General features: G+C 68.7%; 13 protein-coding genes. 7 read left to right on the forward strand and 6 right to left on the reverse strand.

The window, feature by feature from the left end; genetic code table 11:
• Window positions 1-8: 8 nt before the first annotated feature.
• Together ACQ7HM_RS15565 and ACQ7HM_RS15570 are read right to left on the reverse strand one after the other, a co-directional pair.
• Window positions 9-1,019, reverse strand: a complete 1,011-nt coding sequence (locus ACQ7HM_RS15565; RefSeq protein ID WP_434217155.1) for a zinc-binding alcohol dehydrogenase family protein — start codon at window positions 1,017-1,019, stop codon at window positions 9-11.
• Between the two features lie 58 nt (window positions 1,020-1,077).
• Window positions 1,078-2,757 carry a GMC oxidoreductase gene (locus tag ACQ7HM_RS15570; protein ID WP_434217156.1) on the reverse strand — a complete coding sequence of 560 codons (1,680 nt, stop codon included), beginning with the start codon at window positions 2,755-2,757 and terminating at the stop codon, window positions 1,078-1,080.
• A 242-nt stretch (window positions 2,758-2,999) separates the two neighbouring features.
• On the opposite strand from ACQ7HM_RS15570, the gene ACQ7HM_RS15575 reads away from it, so the two are divergent.
• Entirely contained in the window at window positions 3,000-4,331 is a 1,332-nt protein-coding gene (locus ACQ7HM_RS15575) for a family 1 glycosylhydrolase (protein ID WP_434217157.1), read from the forward strand.
• A gap of 6 nt (window positions 4,332-4,337) precedes the next feature.
• Here ACQ7HM_RS15575 and ilvD read toward each other — a convergent pair whose 3' ends face one another.
• Complete coding sequence (gene ilvD, locus ACQ7HM_RS15580; RefSeq protein ID WP_434217158.1) at window positions 4,338-6,185, reverse strand: dihydroxy-acid dehydratase; 1,848 nt, start codon at window positions 6,183-6,185, stop codon at window positions 4,338-4,340.
• 69 nt (window positions 6,186-6,254) lie between these two features.
• Complete coding sequence (locus ACQ7HM_RS15585) at window positions 6,255-6,752, reverse strand: PH domain-containing protein (RefSeq protein WP_434217159.1); 498 nt, start codon at window positions 6,750-6,752, stop codon at window positions 6,255-6,257.
• 329 nt (window positions 6,753-7,081) lie between these two features.
• On the opposite strand from ACQ7HM_RS15585, the gene ACQ7HM_RS15590 reads away from it, so the two are divergent.
• The 3 genes from ACQ7HM_RS15590 (at window position 7,082) to ilvC (ending at window position 10,575) form a co-directional block, all read left to right on the forward strand.
• A complete protein-coding gene (locus tag ACQ7HM_RS15590; protein ID WP_434217160.1) occupies window positions 7,082-8,977 on the forward strand; it encodes an acetolactate synthase large subunit in 1,896 nt (631 codons plus the stop codon).
• A complete protein-coding gene (gene ilvN, locus ACQ7HM_RS15595; RefSeq protein ID WP_045823234.1) occupies window positions 8,974-9,477 on the forward strand; it encodes an acetolactate synthase small subunit in 504 nt (167 codons plus the stop codon). Before ACQ7HM_RS15590 ends, ilvN begins: the two co-directional genes overlap by 4 nt.
• A 96-nt stretch (window positions 9,478-9,573) precedes the next feature.
• On the forward strand, window positions 9,574-10,575 hold the full coding sequence (ilvC, locus tag ACQ7HM_RS15600; protein ID WP_434217488.1) for a ketol-acid reductoisomerase: 1,002 nt from the start codon (window positions 9,574-9,576) through the stop codon (window positions 10,573-10,575).
• A 458-nt stretch (window positions 10,576-11,033) separates the two neighbouring features.
• Here the strand turns inward: ilvC and ACQ7HM_RS15605 are convergent, their stop codons facing one another.
• Entirely contained in the window at window positions 11,034-11,696 is a 663-nt protein-coding gene (locus ACQ7HM_RS15605; RefSeq protein WP_434217161.1) for a serine protease, read from the reverse strand.
• 239 nt (window positions 11,697-11,935) lie between these two features.
• On the opposite strand from ACQ7HM_RS15605, the gene serA reads away from it, so the two are divergent.
• The 3 genes from serA to ACQ7HM_RS15620 are packed head-to-tail and all read left to right on the forward strand — an operon-like array spanning window position 11,936 to window position 15,429.
• The gene (serA, locus tag ACQ7HM_RS15610; RefSeq protein ID WP_434217162.1) at window positions 11,936-13,531 is read left to right on the forward strand and encodes a phosphoglycerate dehydrogenase; all 1,596 of its coding nucleotides are present in this window, start codon (window positions 11,936-11,938) and stop codon (window positions 13,529-13,531) included.
• Complete coding sequence (locus ACQ7HM_RS15615) at window positions 13,528-14,538, forward strand: 3-isopropylmalate dehydrogenase (RefSeq protein ID WP_434217163.1); 1,011 nt, start codon at window positions 13,528-13,530, stop codon at window positions 14,536-14,538. The genes serA and ACQ7HM_RS15615 overlap by 4 nt, the downstream gene beginning before the upstream one ends.
• A gap of 39 nt (window positions 14,539-14,577) precedes the next feature.
• Window positions 14,578-15,429: a class I SAM-dependent methyltransferase gene (locus ACQ7HM_RS15620; RefSeq protein ID WP_434217164.1), complete on the forward strand. Its 852-nt coding sequence runs from the start codon at window positions 14,578-14,580 to the stop codon at window positions 15,427-15,429.
• Here the strand turns inward: ACQ7HM_RS15620 and ACQ7HM_RS15625 are convergent.
• Window positions 15,410-16,639, reverse strand: a complete 1,230-nt coding sequence (locus tag ACQ7HM_RS15625) for an MFS transporter (protein WP_434217165.1) — start codon at window positions 16,637-16,639, stop codon at window positions 15,410-15,412. The two genes, ACQ7HM_RS15620 and ACQ7HM_RS15625, sit on opposite strands and share 20 nt — an antisense overlap.
• Between the last annotated feature and the right edge of the window lie 40 nt (window positions 16,640-16,679).

A 16,679-nucleotide genomic window follows, 5' to 3' on the forward strand; every position in this document is an offset into this window, starting at 1 on the left:
CGCCCCGATCATCCCCGGGTGAGCACGACCTTGCCGATGACCGAACCCGACTCCGAGCGGGTGTGCGCGTCGCGCAGGGTGCTCGGATCGATGGGGGAGAGCGTGGTGGTCGCCGTGGTCCGGATGCGGCCGGCGTCGACGAGGTCGGCGATCTCGGTGAGGATCCGGTGCTGGCTGTCGTCGGTCGGACGGTAGAGGGGCACCGAGAACATCAGCTCCCAGTGCCAGCTCTGCGATCGCGACTTCAGCGGCAGGGTGTCGAGTCCCTCGGGTTCGTCTATCGCGACGACCGCGCCGCCCACGGCCATGATCTCGGCGTAGGTCTCCACGTTGCCCGCCGAGTAGGGCGAGAAGATGTGGTCGACGCCGTCGGGTGCGAGCTCCGGCACCGCGGTCGCCAACTCGCGCGGATGCACCACATGGTGGGCACCCATGTCGCGCGCCCACTCGGCAGATTCGTCGCGGCTCGCGGTCGCGATGACGGTGACGTCGGTGAGAGCGCGGGCGAGCTGGATCATCATCGAACCGACACCGCCCGCGCCGGCGACCACGAGGAGGGTCCCGGTGCTGTCGGCGGTGAGGCCCAGCCGGGCGAACAGCGATTCGTGGGCGGTGATCGACGTCAGCGGCAGCGCCGCGGCATCGCCGAACGACAGCGATGCGGGTTTGCGGCCGACGACGTGTTCGTCGACCAGCTGGTACTGCGCGTTGCTGCCGGGTCGGTTGATGACCCCGGCGTAGAACACCTCGTCGCCGGCGGCGAACCGCGAGACCGATTCGCCCACCGCCACAACGGTTCCGGCCGCGTCGAACCCCAGCACGCGAGGCGCGTCGCCGGCGTCGAAGGATGCCCGCACCTTGTGGTCGACCGGGTTGACCGACACCGCCGCGACCTCCACGAGCAGGTCGCGCTCACCGATCGGGCCGAGCGGTACCTCGATCTCGACGAACGACTCGGACGCGTCGACCGGGCCGGGCGCCTGCGCGGCGATGGCAGGAGTGGTGGTGGGGATGCTCATCGCTCCACCGTAGCGCCGTCGCCGACGTACCAGCTCGAGAGCTGTTGCGCCCGACGGATCAGCCTCCGGCTGAGATGATCTCGGCCATGTTGCGCTCGGCGAGGGCGGTGATGGTCAGCGACGGGTTCGATGCACCCGCCGAACCGGGGAGCATCGACCCGTCGAGAGCGTAGAGATTCTTGTACCCACGGACCCGGCCGAACGAGTCCGATGCGCGGCCCAGGGTCGCCCCGCCACACATGTGACCCCACAGCACGTCGGGTTCGTAGACGACGGCCTCGACCGGGAAGTCGGCGTGCGCGGCGAGCTTGTGGCCGATGCGCAGGGCGTTGTCGTCGACCCGGCTGTTGCCGTTTCCCGGCCAGTCGAGGATGACGCGATCGTTTTTCGCGTGGTACTCGAAGGTGCCGCGGGTGGGGTCGATGGAGGTGATCCCGGCCTTGAACACCGATGCGTTCGCCTGTGCGAGAACGGAATCGATCGGCCCCAGGCCGTTCGAGCCGTTGACGACGACGCGGGCCAGCGGGCCCGAGGTGTCGTAGAAGGCCACGGTGCCCACCGCGGACTGGGGTCCCTTCTTGCTGCGGCCGACCCCGACGTCGATGTTGCCGTTGCCGTTGTTGCCCCAGCCGGTACCGATGTACTCGTTGAGGTTCGGCAGAGTGCCGGTGTCGCGGGCCTTGACCAGGAGACGGTTGGTGCCCAGCGAACCGGCGGCGAGAACGAGCCGGTCGGTGGTCAGCGTTCGGCGTGCCAGGACGTCGCCGTACGGGCTGACGTAGTCGACCTCGAGCACATAGCGACCCGACCGCTCCACGTGTATCCCCTTCACCACGTGGCGCGGGTGGATCGTCGCCTTCCCGGTCGCCTCGGCCCGCGGGAGGTAACTGAACGCCAGCGAGTTCAGTGATCGGTTGGAGTTGTAGGCGGCACCGGTGATCGTCTGCGGGGCGGCGCGACCGGCGATCTCGTCGCGCACCACGTTCCAGTTCCAGTTGCCCTCGGCCTTGTAGGTCGAGTAGCCGGCGGCCTTCGCCACTCGCTCGAAGTCGCGCCCGTTGTCGAAGTGGCGGTCGGCGTAGACGTCGTCGGGGACGACCGTCGCACCGAGACCGGCCATCGCCTTCGGGTACCAGACGCGGCTCATCTCGTCGTGGTCGACGAGACCACGGAAGACCGCGTCGAAACCCTCGCGGCGCGAGGCGACGGTGATGCCGATGTAGATGTTCGATCCACCGCCGACGGCGGCCGCGCAGATGAGGCCCGCATTGTGGTGCCAACTGATCTCGGCGAGACCGCCGAAATCGTCGATCCCCTGCATGGCGCCGATCGCCTGCCCGTAGGCGGGGATGGTGAGGGTCGACGGACCGTTCGGTCCCAACGAATCGTCGGCGAGGGACTGTGGTGCATGCCAGTACTGACGACCGTCGGCGCCGAAGATCTCGCGCCGCGGGTCGTGCGGCCAGCGGTTGCCGCGTTCGAGGACGGTCGTCTGGATGCCCGCCTGTGCCAGGCGCAACGCGCTCACCGCGCCGCCGAAACCCGATCCGATGACGATGGCCTCGGAGTGCTGACGCGGCGCGGGCACCGGGCGGAAGATCTCGGGGACCAGCTTCTCGTAGCGTCCGTAGCGCTTGGGTGCCGCCGAGGCGGGACCCGCGAGTGACGTCGCGAGCGACGGGACACCCGCTGCCGCCATCGACGCAGCGGACAGCTTCATGAACGAGCGGCGATCCATACCGATTCCCCCCACAGGAATGTCTGTTCGCCTCAGTCCCCCCGGGCGAAACCGTTCGGAGCCGATGCGACCTGGATCTCACCGCTCCACTGCCGCCAACTCGGCGTACAGCATTTGACACCCTACCGTCTCGATCACCGATCCGCGGACGGTGGGAGCGATAGTGTCCCGGTATGACCGGTGTGTCCTTGTCGGGGAACGCTCGCCGCTCGTCGACTGTCGTTCAGCGGACGGGAGCGCTCATGAGCAGGTGGCGTCGCGTCGTCTCCCTGGTGACGGTCGTCGGGGTGTCGGTGGGGGCGTTCCTCGGCGTCGCGCCGGTCGCGATGTCCGCGCCGTCCCCCGGATCCTCTGTGGCGCCGCTGAATTCGGGCTTCCGTTTCGGTGTGGCGTCGTCGGGGTTCCAGACCGAGGGGTACAACCGGGACTCGAACTGGACGCGGTACAGCGCGCGGGGACAGGTCGCCGAGCCGGTCGGGAACGCTGTCGACTTCCTCCACCGCTACCCGGAGGACATCGCCCACGCCCGGGCGCTGGGGGTGGCCGTCTACCGCGTGTCGATCGAATGGTCGAGGGTGGAGCCCGCCCCGGGCCGCTTCGATCCCGCCGGCTGGGCGTTCTACGACAGGGTGATCGGCGCGATCGTGGCCGCGGGGATGACACCGATGATCACCCTGAACCATTGGGTTCACCCCGGTTGGGAGGTCGATCGGGGCGGATGGAACCGGCTGGGGATGGCCGACGACCTGATCGGGTTCGCGAGCAGGGTGGTCGATCGGTACGCGTGGGCCCACCCGTCGTGGGTCACGTTCAACGAACCGACGGAGTACGTCCGGCGCGAAATCACCTTCGGCGGCCTCCGCCCGGAGAACGCGAACCGGATGATCGACGGCATCGTGCGAGCGCATCGCTCGCTGTACGCACACATCCATGCCGTGCAGCCCGATGCAACCGTCACCTCGAATCTCGCGTACTTCCCGATCCCGGGTGTCCAGGCGTTCCTGGAGGACCTGTTCCCGAGGAGGCTGGCGGGCACGCTCGACGTGATCGGTGTCGACCAGTACTACTCGGTCTCGTTGCTGGACTACAGCACCGCGTCGAGCGCGGTCGGCGATTTCGCGCGCAGCAGTCAGGCGCCCGAGTCGATCTACTACGTCCTGCGCCACGTCGCGCGCGAGTTCCCCGGGGTGCCGGTGTACGTGGTGGAGAACGGACTCGCGACCGACGGCGCCGGTCGTCGTCCCGACGGCTATCGCCGCGCCGACCACCTGCGCGACACCGTCTATTGGATACAACGAGCGGTCGCCGACGGCATCGACGTCGTCGGCTACAACTACTGGAGTCTCACCGACAACTACGAATGGGGCGACTACTCCAGCCATTTCGGGCTCTACACCGTCGACGCCGTCGGCGATCCGTCACTCACCCGCAGACCGACCCCGGCGGTCGCCGCCTACGCGGAGATCATCGCCGACCGCGGGGTTCCGGCGGGATACCGACCGACCCGCGCGCCCGTGTCGTGCTCCTTCGTCGACGTGCCCGAGAGCTGCACGCACCCGGCCGTGGTGCGCTGAGGACGCTCAGGGGACCTGTCGCACAGCGCCTTTGTCGGCCGAGGTCGCCATGGCGGCATAGGCGCGCAGCGCGGTCGTGACCTTGCGCTCGCGGTCGGCCCTGGGCTGCCACGGACGCTCCGATGCCTCCATCTTCGCGCGACGTTCGGCGAGGACCTCGTCGTCGACCAGCACCTCCAGTGCCCGGGTCCGCACGTCGATGAGGATGGGGTCGCCGTCCTCGATCAGACCGATCACCCCTCCGGCCGCGGCCTCGGGGGAGACGTGCCCGACCGAGAGTCCCGAGGAACCGCCCGAGAACCGTCCGTCGGTGACCAGAGCGCACTTGCGCCCCATTCCGGTGCCCTTCATGAACGCGGTGGGATGCAGCATCTCCTGCATCCCCGGTCCGCCCGCGGGCCCCTCGTAGCGCACCACGAGGACCTCGCCGGCCTGGATGGTCTTGCTCAGGATGACCTGGACGGCCTCGTCCTGGCTCTCGACCACCCGCGCCGGGCCCTCGAAATGCCAGAGCTCCTCGTCGATACCCGCGGTCTTCAGGACCGCGCCGTCGACGGCGACGTTGCCCTTGAGGACGCACAATCCGCCCTCGGCGGTGTACGCGTGTTCGAGGTCGCGGATGCATCCCTCCGCGGCGTCGGTGTCGAGCGTGCTCCACCGGTTCGACGTGGAGAACGGTGTGGTGGTGCGGACGCCGCCGGGCGCGGCGTGGAACAGCTCGAACGCCTCGTCGGTGGCGGTGCCCCCGCGGATGTCCCAGTCGTCGAGGAACGACGCCATCGTCGGCGAATGCACCGTGGTGGTGGTGTCGTCGAGCAGACCGGCGCGACGCAGTTCGCCGAGGATGGCGGGGATTCCGCCGGCCCGGTGGACGTCTTCCATGTGGTAGTCCGAGTTCGGCGCGACCTTGGACAGGAACGCCACCTTACGGCTGATCCGGTCGATGACGTCGAGGTCGAAGTCGGCGACCTCACCTTCCTGCGCCGCGGCGAGGATGTGCAGGACGGTGTTGGTCGACCCACCCATGGCGACGTCGAGCGCCATGGCGTTGCCGAACGCCGCCGTGGTGGCGATGCTGCGGGGGAGCACCGAGGAATCCTCGTCGCGGTAGAACTTCGTCGCGGCCTCGACGATGACGGTGCCCGCACGACTGAACAGCGCGCGGCGTGCCTCGTGCGTGGCCAGCGTGGAACCGTTCCCCGGCAGTGCGAGACCGAGCGCCTCGGTCAGGCAGTTCATCGAGTTGGCGGTGAACATGCCCGAACACGAACCGCATGTGGGGCACGCGGCCTCTTCGACCGCCTTGAGCGCCTCGTCGTCGACGGCGTCGTTGGCGGAGGCGGAGATCGAGGTGATCAGGTCCGACGAGGGGTGCACCACGCCACCCACCGACACCGCCTTGCCTGCCTCCATCGGCCCGCCGGAGACGAACACCGTCGGAACGTTCAGGCGCATGGCGGCATTGAGCATGCCGGGGGTGATCTTGTCGCAGTTGGAGATACAGACCAGAGCGTCGGCGGTGTGCGCGTTCACCATGTATTCGACGGAGTCGGAGATGATCTCGCGGCTGGGCAGCGAGTACAGCATCCCGTCGTGACCCATCGCGATGCCGTCGTCGACGGCGATGGTGTGGAACTCCCGGGGCACACCGCCCGCGGCGCGCACCGCGTCGGCCACGATCTCCCCGACGTCCTTGAGATGCACGTGTCCGGGCACGAACTGGGTGTAGGAGTTGGCGATCGCGATGATCGGTTTCCCGAAGTCGTCGTCGGTCATCCCGGTCGCGCGCCACAGGGAGCGTGCGCCGGAGGCGTTGCGTCCGTGAGTGGTGGTGCGTGATCTCAACGGCGGCATGGTGGGACCTCGGTTCGATCGTGGGCGAGCAGACACACGCGGGCGGTCGAGCCCTGCGCGCCGGCCAGCCTACGCGCCGTCGCGTGCTGCGTACGGGTCCGGGATCCGGCCCGAGCTGGCCGCCGACAGACGCGGCAGATCACGGAACGAGATCGCGGGCAGGCGCATTCGCGTCGAGTCGGTCAGTACGGCACGGACTGATCCCCAGCGGGGGAACGAGAGGCCCTCGAGCTCGTCCCACGAGATCTCGCGTGTGCGTACGGCTCCGACGGCACGCAATCCGTTCTCGGTGACCACGGTGCGCAGGCGGAACATCCACACCGCGACCAGGACGGGGATCACGAGCGTCCACCCCAGGTAGACCAGAGAGGTGCCGGCGAGAACGACCGCGCTGATCAGCATCATCATGGGTGCGAAGTAGGCCATCGGTGCGATGCGGAACTGCATCGGCAGCGCCACGGTGGCCCGCTCGCCGGGACGGCTGGGGGTGGCGTCGTCGGCGACGGTCACCGGCTCGTCGGTGACGGTCTCGCTCTCGCCCTGGTCGGGCCGGTCGTTCTCGGGCACCACGTCATTGTGGCATCCGCACATGTCGATCCCATTATCTGGGACCGGCTCGGGGGCAAGTTGACTGCCGCGCAGGTCGCGACCTACCTTTGCAGGCGTGATGCACAACGACATTCTCGTACTCGGCCGGCGCGTCAACGCCTGACCGGGATCTCCCGAGACCTCGAACCAAGCATCGACGCGCCACCCTCGACCAGCTACAGAGCTGTCGGGGGTTTTTTGTTGTCCGACTCCATCTCGACCAAGCAGAGGAAAGTGCAGTGAGCGCACCAGCAGCACGTTCCCAGGACGGCGTCTCCTCCTCCGGGGACGCTTCGCCCGGGACTCGCGTGGCTCCCACCCCCTTGTCGGCCCGGCCCCGCACCGTCGGTGCCGCGACCGTCGCACCCGAACGTGTCAGCGGCGCCAAGGCCGTGGTGCGTTCCCTCGAGGAACTCGGCGTCGACGTGGTGTTCGGCCTGCCCGGTGGCGCTGTCCTCCCCGTCTACGACCCGCTGCTCGACTCCGAGAAGGTCCGTCACGTCCTCGTTCGCCACGAGCAGGGCGCCGGCCACGCCGCGACCGGGTACGCCCAGGTCACCGGCCGTGCGGGCGTCTGCATCGCGACGTCGGGTCCCGGCGCGACCAACCTCATCACGCCGCTCGCCGACGCCCAGATGGACTCGGTCCCCGTCGTCGCGATCACCGGTCAGGTGGGCCGGTCGCTGATCGGGACCGACGCGTTCCAGGAGGCCGACATCACCGGCATCACCATGCCGGTGACCAAGCACAACTTCCTCGTCACCTCCGGCGCCGACATCGCCAAGACGATGGCCGAGGCCTTCTATCTCGCCGAGAGCGGTCGTCCGGGCGCGGTCCTCGTCGACATCCCGAAGGACGTCCTACAGGCGCAGACCACCTTCTCGTGGCCGCCGCAGATCGACCTGCCCGGATACCGGCCGGTCACCAAGCCGCACGGCAAGCAGGTCCGCGAGGCCGCCCGCATGATCGCGGCGGCCAAGCACCCGGTCCTCTATGTCGGCGGCGGCGTCATCAAGGCCGACGCGTCCGAGGAGCTGCTGACGCTGGCGGAGATGACCGGCATCCCGGTCGTCACCACGCTCATGGCGCGCGGCGCGTTCCCCGACAGCCACAACCTGCACCTGGGCATGCCCGGCATGCACGGCACCGTCGCCGCGGTCGCCGGCCTGCAGCGCAGCGACCTGCTGATCACCCTCGGTGCGCGGTTCGACGACCGCGTGACGGGTCAGCTCGACTCGTTCGCGCCCGACGCGAAGGTCATCCACGCCGACATCGATCCCGCGGAGATCGGCAAGAACCGGTTCGCCGATGTGCCGATCGTGGGTGACTGCCGTGCGGTCATCAGCGAACTGATCGAAGCGATCCGCGACGAGCAGGCCACCAGCAACGGTGCCGCCGACCTCACCGAGTGGTGGAGCTACCTCGACGGCATCCGCCGGACCTATCCGCTGAGCTATGACCGCCCCGCGGACGGATCGATGTCGCCGGAGTTCGTCATCTCCTCGGTCGGCAAGGCCGCCGGACCCGACGCCGTCTACTGCGCCGGTGTCGGCCAGCACCAGATGTGGGCCGCGCAGTTCATCTCCTACGAGAAGCCGCGCACGTGGCTCAACTCCGGGGGCCTGGGCACCATGGGCTACGCGGTGCCCGCCGCCATGGGCGCCAAGATGGCCGCACCGGAGAAAGAGGTGTGGGCGGTCGACGGGGACGGCTGTTTCCAGATGACCAACCAGGAGTTGGCGACCTGCGCGATCGAGGGCATCCCGATCAAGGTCGCGCTGATCAACAACGGCAACCTCGGCATGGTCCGTCAGTGGCAGACGCTGTTCTACGACCAGCGCTACTCGAGCACCGATCTCGCCACCCATTCGCGTCGCATCCCCGACTTCGTCAAGTTGGCGGAGGCGTTGGGCTGCGCGGCATTCCGGTGTGAGAACGAGGCCGACGTCGACGACATCATCGCCCAGGCGCGGGCCATCAACGACCGTCCGGTGGTCATCGACTTCATCGTCGGCGCCGACGCCCAGGTGTGGCCGATGGTCGCCGCGGGCACCGGCAACGACGAGATCATGGCGGCCAAGGGGATTCGTCCGCTGTTCGACGACGACGAGTCCGCCGCGGAGTCGATCGACGTCAATGCCGTCGCCGACCCGGCCACCCCGACCACCGGGGGAGCCCGCACGACGTCCGGAGGAGAGCTGTGAGGACCACCCACACACTGAGCGTGCTCGTCGAGGACCGTCCCGGTGTCCTCGCGCGCGTCTCGTCGCTGTTCTCGCGCCGCGGGTTCAACATCGAGTCGCTCGCGGTCGGACCGACCGAGCTCAAGGGGATATCGCGGATGACCATCCTGGTCTCGGTCGAGGACTTCCCGCTCGAGCAGGTGACCAAGCAGCTCAACAAGCTCATCAACGTCATCAAGATCGTCGAGCAGGATCCCGACACGTCGGTGTCGCGTGAGCTGATGATGATCAAGGTGCGTGCCGATTCGTCGAGTCGCGCCGACGTGATCGGTGTCGTGGACCTGTTCCGCGCCAAGGTGATCGACGTGTCGACCGAATCGGTGACCATCGAGGCCACCGGCACGTCGGACAAGCTCGAGGCGCTGCTGCGGATGCTCGACCCGTACGGTATCCGCGAGATCGCACAGTCGGGCGCGGTCGCGCTCGGCCGAGGACCCAAGAGCATCTCGGCCACGCGCTGAGTCTCGACCGTGCGGTGACACCGCACGGCACAACCGAACGAGCATCGGTAGGCGATGCCGATCGAAACCGAAGGGAAGTTTTCAGTGGCAGTCGAGATGTTCTACGACAGTGACGCCGACCTGTCGATCATCCAGGGCCGCAAGGTCGCGGTGATCGGATACGGCAGCCAGGGACACGCGCACTCGCTGAGCCTGCGTGACTCGGGCGTCGACGTAGCGATCGGTCTCCGCGAGGACAGCAAGTCCCGCGACAAGGCCTCCGAGCAGGGTCTCAAGGTGATGACCGCGGCCGAGGCGGCCAAGTGGGCCGACGTCATCATGCTGCTGGCGCCCGACACCTCGCAGGCGAAGATCTTCACCGACGACATCGCGCCGAACCTGTCCGACGGCGACGCGCTGTTCTTCGGTCACGGTCTCAACATCCACTTCGACCTGATCGAGCCCGACGCCTCGATCACGGTGGCGATGGTGGCCCCCAAGGGTCCCGGCCACCTCGTGCGTCGTCAGTTCGTCGACGGCAAGGGCGTGCCCTGTCTCATCGCGGTCGACCAGGACCCCAAGGGCGAGGGTGAGGCCCTGGCGCTGAGCTACGCCGCGGCCATCGGTGGCGCGCGCGCCGGCGTCATCAAGACCACCTTCAAGGAGGAGACCGAGACCGATCTCTTCGGTGAGCAGGCCGTGCTCTGCGGCGGCACCGAGGAGCTCGTCAAGACCGGCTTCGAGGTCATGGTCGAGGCCGGGTACGCCCCCGAGATGGCGTACTTCGAGGTGCTCCACGAGCTGAAGCTCATCGTCGACCTCATGTACGAGGGCGGCATCGCCCGCATGAACTACTCGGTGTCGGACACCGCGGAGTTCGGTGGATACCTGTCGGGCCCGCGCGTCATCGACGACGGCACCAAGGACCGTATGCGTGGCATCCTCAAGGACATCCAGGACGGCACCTTCGTCAAGCGCCTCGTCGCGAACGTCGAGAACGGCAACTCCGAGCTCGAGAACCTGCGTCAGCGCAACGCCGAGCACCCCATCGAGGTCACCGGCAAGAAGCTGCGCGACCTGATGAGCTGGGTCGACCGGCCCATCACCGAGACCGCCTGACCCACCCGCCCCACGACGAAGGCCCCCACACCCGAACGGGAGTGGGGGTTTTCGTGTGTCCGGATCCACGTTCGTCGAGTGGGCCGAACTCGCTGCCGAGTGGGCCGAGAAGTACCGCCGAGTGGGCCGACGTTCGCGTAGTCACCTCGCGATGTGCTCTGGCCGGCTTCTGCGCCTCCAGTGACGGCCGGGGAGTCGGGTCTCCGGGTGCATTCGCGTGCCGGGCCACCGTTCGCGGGTTCTCGTGCTGTTCGCATGCTGTCGGTGGCATGCGAACAGACTTCGGGCGTGCGAAGCGCTCGGTGGGGTCTGGGGTTTCGTCGGTTCGCCACCCGGTGCCGGGGCCGCCCAGGAGAGTTCTGGCGGCGAGACCGACCTGCGGTGGCGAGGTCACCAGATCGCAGGCGAGACGACGAGGGCCCCACCGGACCACCGGTGGGGCCCTCGAGGAGTGTGGATCAGATCGGGCGGTAGTTGTTCACACCCGACCGCGCCATGGCGTTGAGGATGGGGCCGATGTTGGAGCCGGTCTCGGGTCCGATGCAGGCGGTGAAGTAGTAGGCGTTGACCATGCCGATGAGGCGGTCACCGACGACGACGGGGCTGCCCGAGTCGCCCTCGGCGACACACACCGCGCTGAAGTGCGACGAGTTGTCCGAGAAGAACGTCACGCCGCAGGTGCGGCCGGTGGTGCGACCGGTCTTGCACAGCACCGACGGGAACTGGGGGGCCGCGGTCGAGATCGACCGGATGGTGACCCCGCCGACCGAGCGCAGCGGCACGACGCGGTTGGCGTCGAATTGGATGACGTCGAAGTCGAGCGGGTTGTTCGAGACGATGATCCGGCCGGCCTGCCCGCGGTTGGGGAAGGCCTCGGAGTAGACGGGCTGTCCGACGGTGCCGCAGTGACCCGCGGTGAGACCGACGAGGCGTCCGGCGGAGTCGCGTCCGATGGTGGTCAGCGTGCAGGCGGCGCCGTCGTTGCCGCCCTTGAGGATGACGATGCCCGAGCCGCCGCCGAGGAAGATGTCGGGCTTGGCCGAGGCGGTGCCGGCACCGGCGACCATCAACATCGTCGCTGCTGCCGCGACCGCCAGCAGGGCCGCCAGTTTCTTCACCATTGGTACTCCAGTTCCTCAGTTCGCCCGGTCCGCGAGACCGACGCCGATCCGTGGCCGTCGCCGACCCGACCCCACCGATGCACTCGAGTAATCCCGAGCCAAGCGCAATGTATCCGTAACGCCTGTCACACCGCCACTCCGTGACACCTGTACAGGGCGTGGACGGGGTGAATTGCCGGTTGCACAGCCCTCTAAGCTGAGCGCTGAAGTCGTTCCCGACCACACAGGAGATATCTCGCGTGAGTACAACCGGTCGTCCGATCGTCGTGATCGCCGACAAGCTCGCACCGTCCACCGTCGAGGCACTCGGGGATGACGTGGAGGTGCGGTGGGTCGACGGCCCGGACCGTCCGAAGCTGCTCGAGGCGGTGACCGACGCCGACGCCATCCTGGTGCGCTCGGCCACCACCATCGACGCCGAGGTGCTCGCCGCCGCCCCCAAGGTCAAGATCATCGCCCGAGCCGGTGTCGGCCTCGACAACGTCGATGTACCTGCGGCAACGGAGCGCGGGGTGATGGTGGTCAATGCGCCCACCTCGAACATCCACACCGCCGCCGAGCACGCGATCAGCCTCATGTTCGCCGTCGCCCGCCAGATCCCCGCGGCCGACGCGACACTGCGCAACCACGAGTGGAAGCGGTCGAGCTTCAACGGCGTCGAGATCTTCGGCAAGACCATCGGCGTGGTCGGACTCGGCCGCATCGGACAGCTCGTCGCCGCCCGACTCGCGGCATTCGAGACCGAGATCATCGCCTACGACCCCTACGTGTCCCCCGCGCGCGCAGCACAATTGGGTATCGAATTGGTGTCGTTGGACGAACTGCTCTCCCGAGCCGACCTGTTCACCGTCCACCTGCCCAAGACGCCCGAGACGCTGGGCATGATCGGCACCGCCGAACTCGCCCGCACCAAGCCGGGTGTCATCGTCGTCAACGCCGCCCGCGGCGGCCTCATCGACGAGGCCGCGCTCGCCGAGGCCATCAGATCCGGCCACGTCCGTGGCGCCGGACTCGACGTGTTCGCCACCGAGCCGTGCACCGACAGCCCGCTGTTCGAGCTGCCCGAGGTCGTCGTCACCCCGCACCTCGGTGCCTCCACCTCCGAGGCCCAGGACCGTGCCGGCACCGACGTCGCCAAGAGTGTGCGTCTGGCGCTCGCCGGCCACTTCGTCCCGGACGCGGTGAACATCACCGGCGGTGCCGTCGACGAGGTCGTCGCCCCGTGGCTGGAGCTGTCCCGCAAACTCGGCGTGCTCGTCGGCGCCATCTCGGGTCAGGTGCCCACGGCCATCACCGTCGACGTGCGGGGCGAGCTCGCCGCCAGCTCGGTCGACATCCTCGGCCTGTCGGCGCTGCGCGGACTGTTCTCGGCGGTGCTGGAGGATCCGATCACCTTCGTCAACGCCCCCGGCGTGGCCGCCGACCGTGGCGTGACGAGCGAGGTCACCACCGCGACCGAGAGCCCCAACCATCGCAGTCTCGTCGACCTCAAGGCCGTGTTCGGCGACGGGTCCATGGTCAACGTCGCCGGCACCCTCAGCGGGCCCAGCGAGGTCGAGAAGATCGTGAACATCAACGGCCGCAACTTCGATCTGCGCGCCGAAGGGCGCAACCTGGTCGTCAGCTACGGCGATCAGCCCGGCTCACTGGGCAAGATCGGCACGCTGCTGGGCAACGCCGGCATCGACATCGCCGCCGCCGGGCTGTCGCAGGACGCCGACGGCAAGGGTGCGACGGTCATGCTCCGCGTCGACAACGAGATCCCGTCTGACGTCGTCACCGCCATCGGGGAATCGGTGTCGGCGACGCTCATCGAGCAGGTGGACCTGTCGTGAAGCTCGCCGTCATCGCCGGCGACGGGATCGGCCCGGAGGTCGTCGGCGAGGCGTTGACCGTCCTCGACGCCGTCGTCGACGGGGTGTCCACGACCGAGTACGACCTGGGTGCCCGCCGCTATCACCGCACCGGCGAGCTGCTCACCGACGCCGATCTCGCGTCCATCCGTGCCCACGACGCGATCCTGTTGGGCGCCATCGGCGATCCGTCGGTGCCGCCGGGCATCCTCGAGCGGGGTCTGTTGCTGACGATGCGTTTCGCGCTCGATCACCACGTGAACCTCCGTCCGAGTCACCGCTACGACGGTGTCACCTCCCCGCTCGCGGGCGATCCCGACATCGACTTCGTGGTGGTGCGCGAGGGCACCGAGGGGCCGTACACCGGCAACGGCGGCGCCATCCGCGTCGGCACGCCGCACGAGGTGGCCACCGAGGTCAGCGTGAACACCCGCTTCGGTATCGAACGGGTGGTGCGCCACGCGTTCGAGCTGGCACGCACGCGTCGGAGCCGTCTGACACTGGTGCACAAGACCAACGTGCTGTCGTTCGCCGGATCGATGTGGCAGCGCACGGTCGACGAGGTCGGGACCGAATACCCGGATGTGACAACGGATTACTGTCACGTCGACGCCGCGACGATCTACATGGTCACCAACCCGGCGCGCTTCGACGTGATCGTCACCGACAACCTCTTCGGCGATATCATCACCGACATCGCCGCCGCAGTCAGCGGTGGTATCGGGCTCGCGGCGTCGGGCAACATCGACGCCACCCGCACCAACCCGTCGATGTTCGAGCCGGTACACGGCAGCGCACCCGACATCGCCGGGCAGGGCAAGGCCGATCCCACGGCGGCGATCCTCTCGGTCGCGTTGCTCCTGCGTCACCTCGGTGACACCGCGGCCGCCGACCGCGTCGAGCAGGCCGTCGCCGCGGACCTCGCCTCGCGCGGGGACACCGTGTCGTCGACGTCGGAAACCGCTGCCCGCATCCGTGCCCGCCTCTAGCGCAAGCACTCTCGACATCTCCAGGCGCCGGGGCACGCGATGCTGGACGGGCAACCGAGCGCGACGGCCTTCGGCGCAGCGCGACACCGCGCGGTGCACCAGGATCTCGACGGCGGCATCGTGTTCAGCGACCCCCTCGCGTGGCCGATCCTGGGTGTCGACGACCGTGCGCGGATCGTCCAGTCCGCACGGAGTGGGTCGCGACATGGCCTGCGATGGTTCATCGCCGCGCGACATCGATTCGCCGAGGATCGGGTGTGCGCCGCGACGACCCGTGGCGTCCGACAGGTCGTGGTCCTGGGCGCCGGACTCGACACGTTCGCCTACCGGAGACCCGACCCGGCGATCACGGTGTTCGAGGTCGACCACCCGGCAACGGGGGAGTGGAAGCACGAACGACTGCGAGAGGCCGGGATCGCGATTCCGGCGTCGGTACGTGCGGTCGGCGTGGACTTCGAGTGCGACGATCTGACCGCGGCGCTGGCCGCGCAGGGCTTCGACTTCGCCGACGCCGCCGTGGTCATGTGGCTGGGTGTGATGCCGTACCTGACGGCCTCCGCGGTCGCGACGACGCTCGGCGTTTTCGGCACCATGGTCGACTGCGAGATCGTCTTCGACTACAGAGCGCCCCTCACCGATCCCGACGACGCGACGCGGGCCGCTGCGGCGGATCTGCACGCTCGCACCGCGCGCGTGGGTGAGCCGCTGTCGGAGCCGGTATCGCCGGCCGAGCTCCACGGGGTGTTGCGCACGGCAGGGTTCACGGTGATCGACGATCTCGACCGGCCGGCGATCCGTCGCCGCATCCTCGGGCTCGAACCGCTCGGCGGATCCGGTCGTGGGCACATCATCTCGGCCCGCACCGGTGAGGTCAGCGCGAAACGACGGTGACGTCCGCCTCTTCCGGTCGCGGTGCGGGATCACGCGGCACCAGCGGCAGGGCGACGAGCGGGGCGAGCGACATCACCGCGAAGGCGAGGGGGAACCCCGCGGCGCCGATGAGTGCACCGAACACCGGCGTGGTGGCCGACGTCGCGAGGAACTGACCGGTGTTCTGCACCGCCAGGGCCCGACCGCTCCACGACGGTCCGGCGTACTCGGCGATGCCGGTGAAGGCGAGACCGTTGTCGGCGACGGTGATCACCGTCGCCACGACCATGACCACGGCAGCGACCGGGCTCGACACCCAGTCGGTCAGTGCCAGAACGGCACTGGACGTGGCCGCGCCGAGGGCGATGACCCGGATGGGTTTCATCCGGGACCCCCAGAGGTCCGACCACCGGCCGGCGGCGATCCGGCCGGCCGCGCCCAGCACCTGGCTCACGGTCACCAGCACGCCTGCGGTCCCCGGAGCCCAGTGGTGCGCCACGATCAGCCACGCGGGGACAAAGGTCCACAGCGTCGACTGCGGGATCACGAGCAGCACGCTCACCGCGTGCACGCGAGGCAGGAACGACGATGCGCGATAGGGGTTCACGCCCGCACCGACGTCGGTTGCGGTGTTCGTCCGCGGAGGGTCGGCGATCGTCGCCGCCACCGCGACGAGTCCCACCACCGACATGCCCACCGGGACCCACAGGCCGGCGGTGACGCCGTGACCGGCCGAGAGGACCGGGATGGTCAACGCGCACAGGCCGATCCCCAGCGGTTGGGCGGTCTGCCGCACCCCCATGGCCGTACCCCGACCGCGCGGGGGGAACCAGCCGACGACGATCCGACCGCTCGCGCCGTTGGTCGCGGCGGATGCCATACCGCCGATCAGGAGCCACGCGGCCAGCACCCCGCGACCGAGATCGGTGGCCGACGACACCGCGGCGCCGGTGGTCGCGACGACGGTGAGCCCCAACGAGATCAGCAGGATCTGGCGTTCACCGAAACGATCGAGTGCCGCACCCCACGGGATGATGGTCAGCATGAGTCCGATCGTGGGCACGGTGGCCAACGTGGACGCCGCGGCGATCGACATCCCCTCGCCGGTGTGCAGCTCCGGGATGAGGAAGCCGACGCCGCTGACCGTGCAGGTCGTGGCCATCGCTCCGAGGATCGACGCGACGAGCATGGCCCACCGGCGGGTGGTCGACGGTTCGGCGTCCATCGTCATCGGCCTCCTGTGCTGCGACAATCGCGTTGAGTCTCATGAT

The organism is Williamsia sp. MIQD14 (genome assembly GCF_051025635.1).
Lineage (GTDB): Bacteria > Actinomycetota > Actinomycetes > Mycobacteriales > Mycobacteriaceae > Williamsia_A.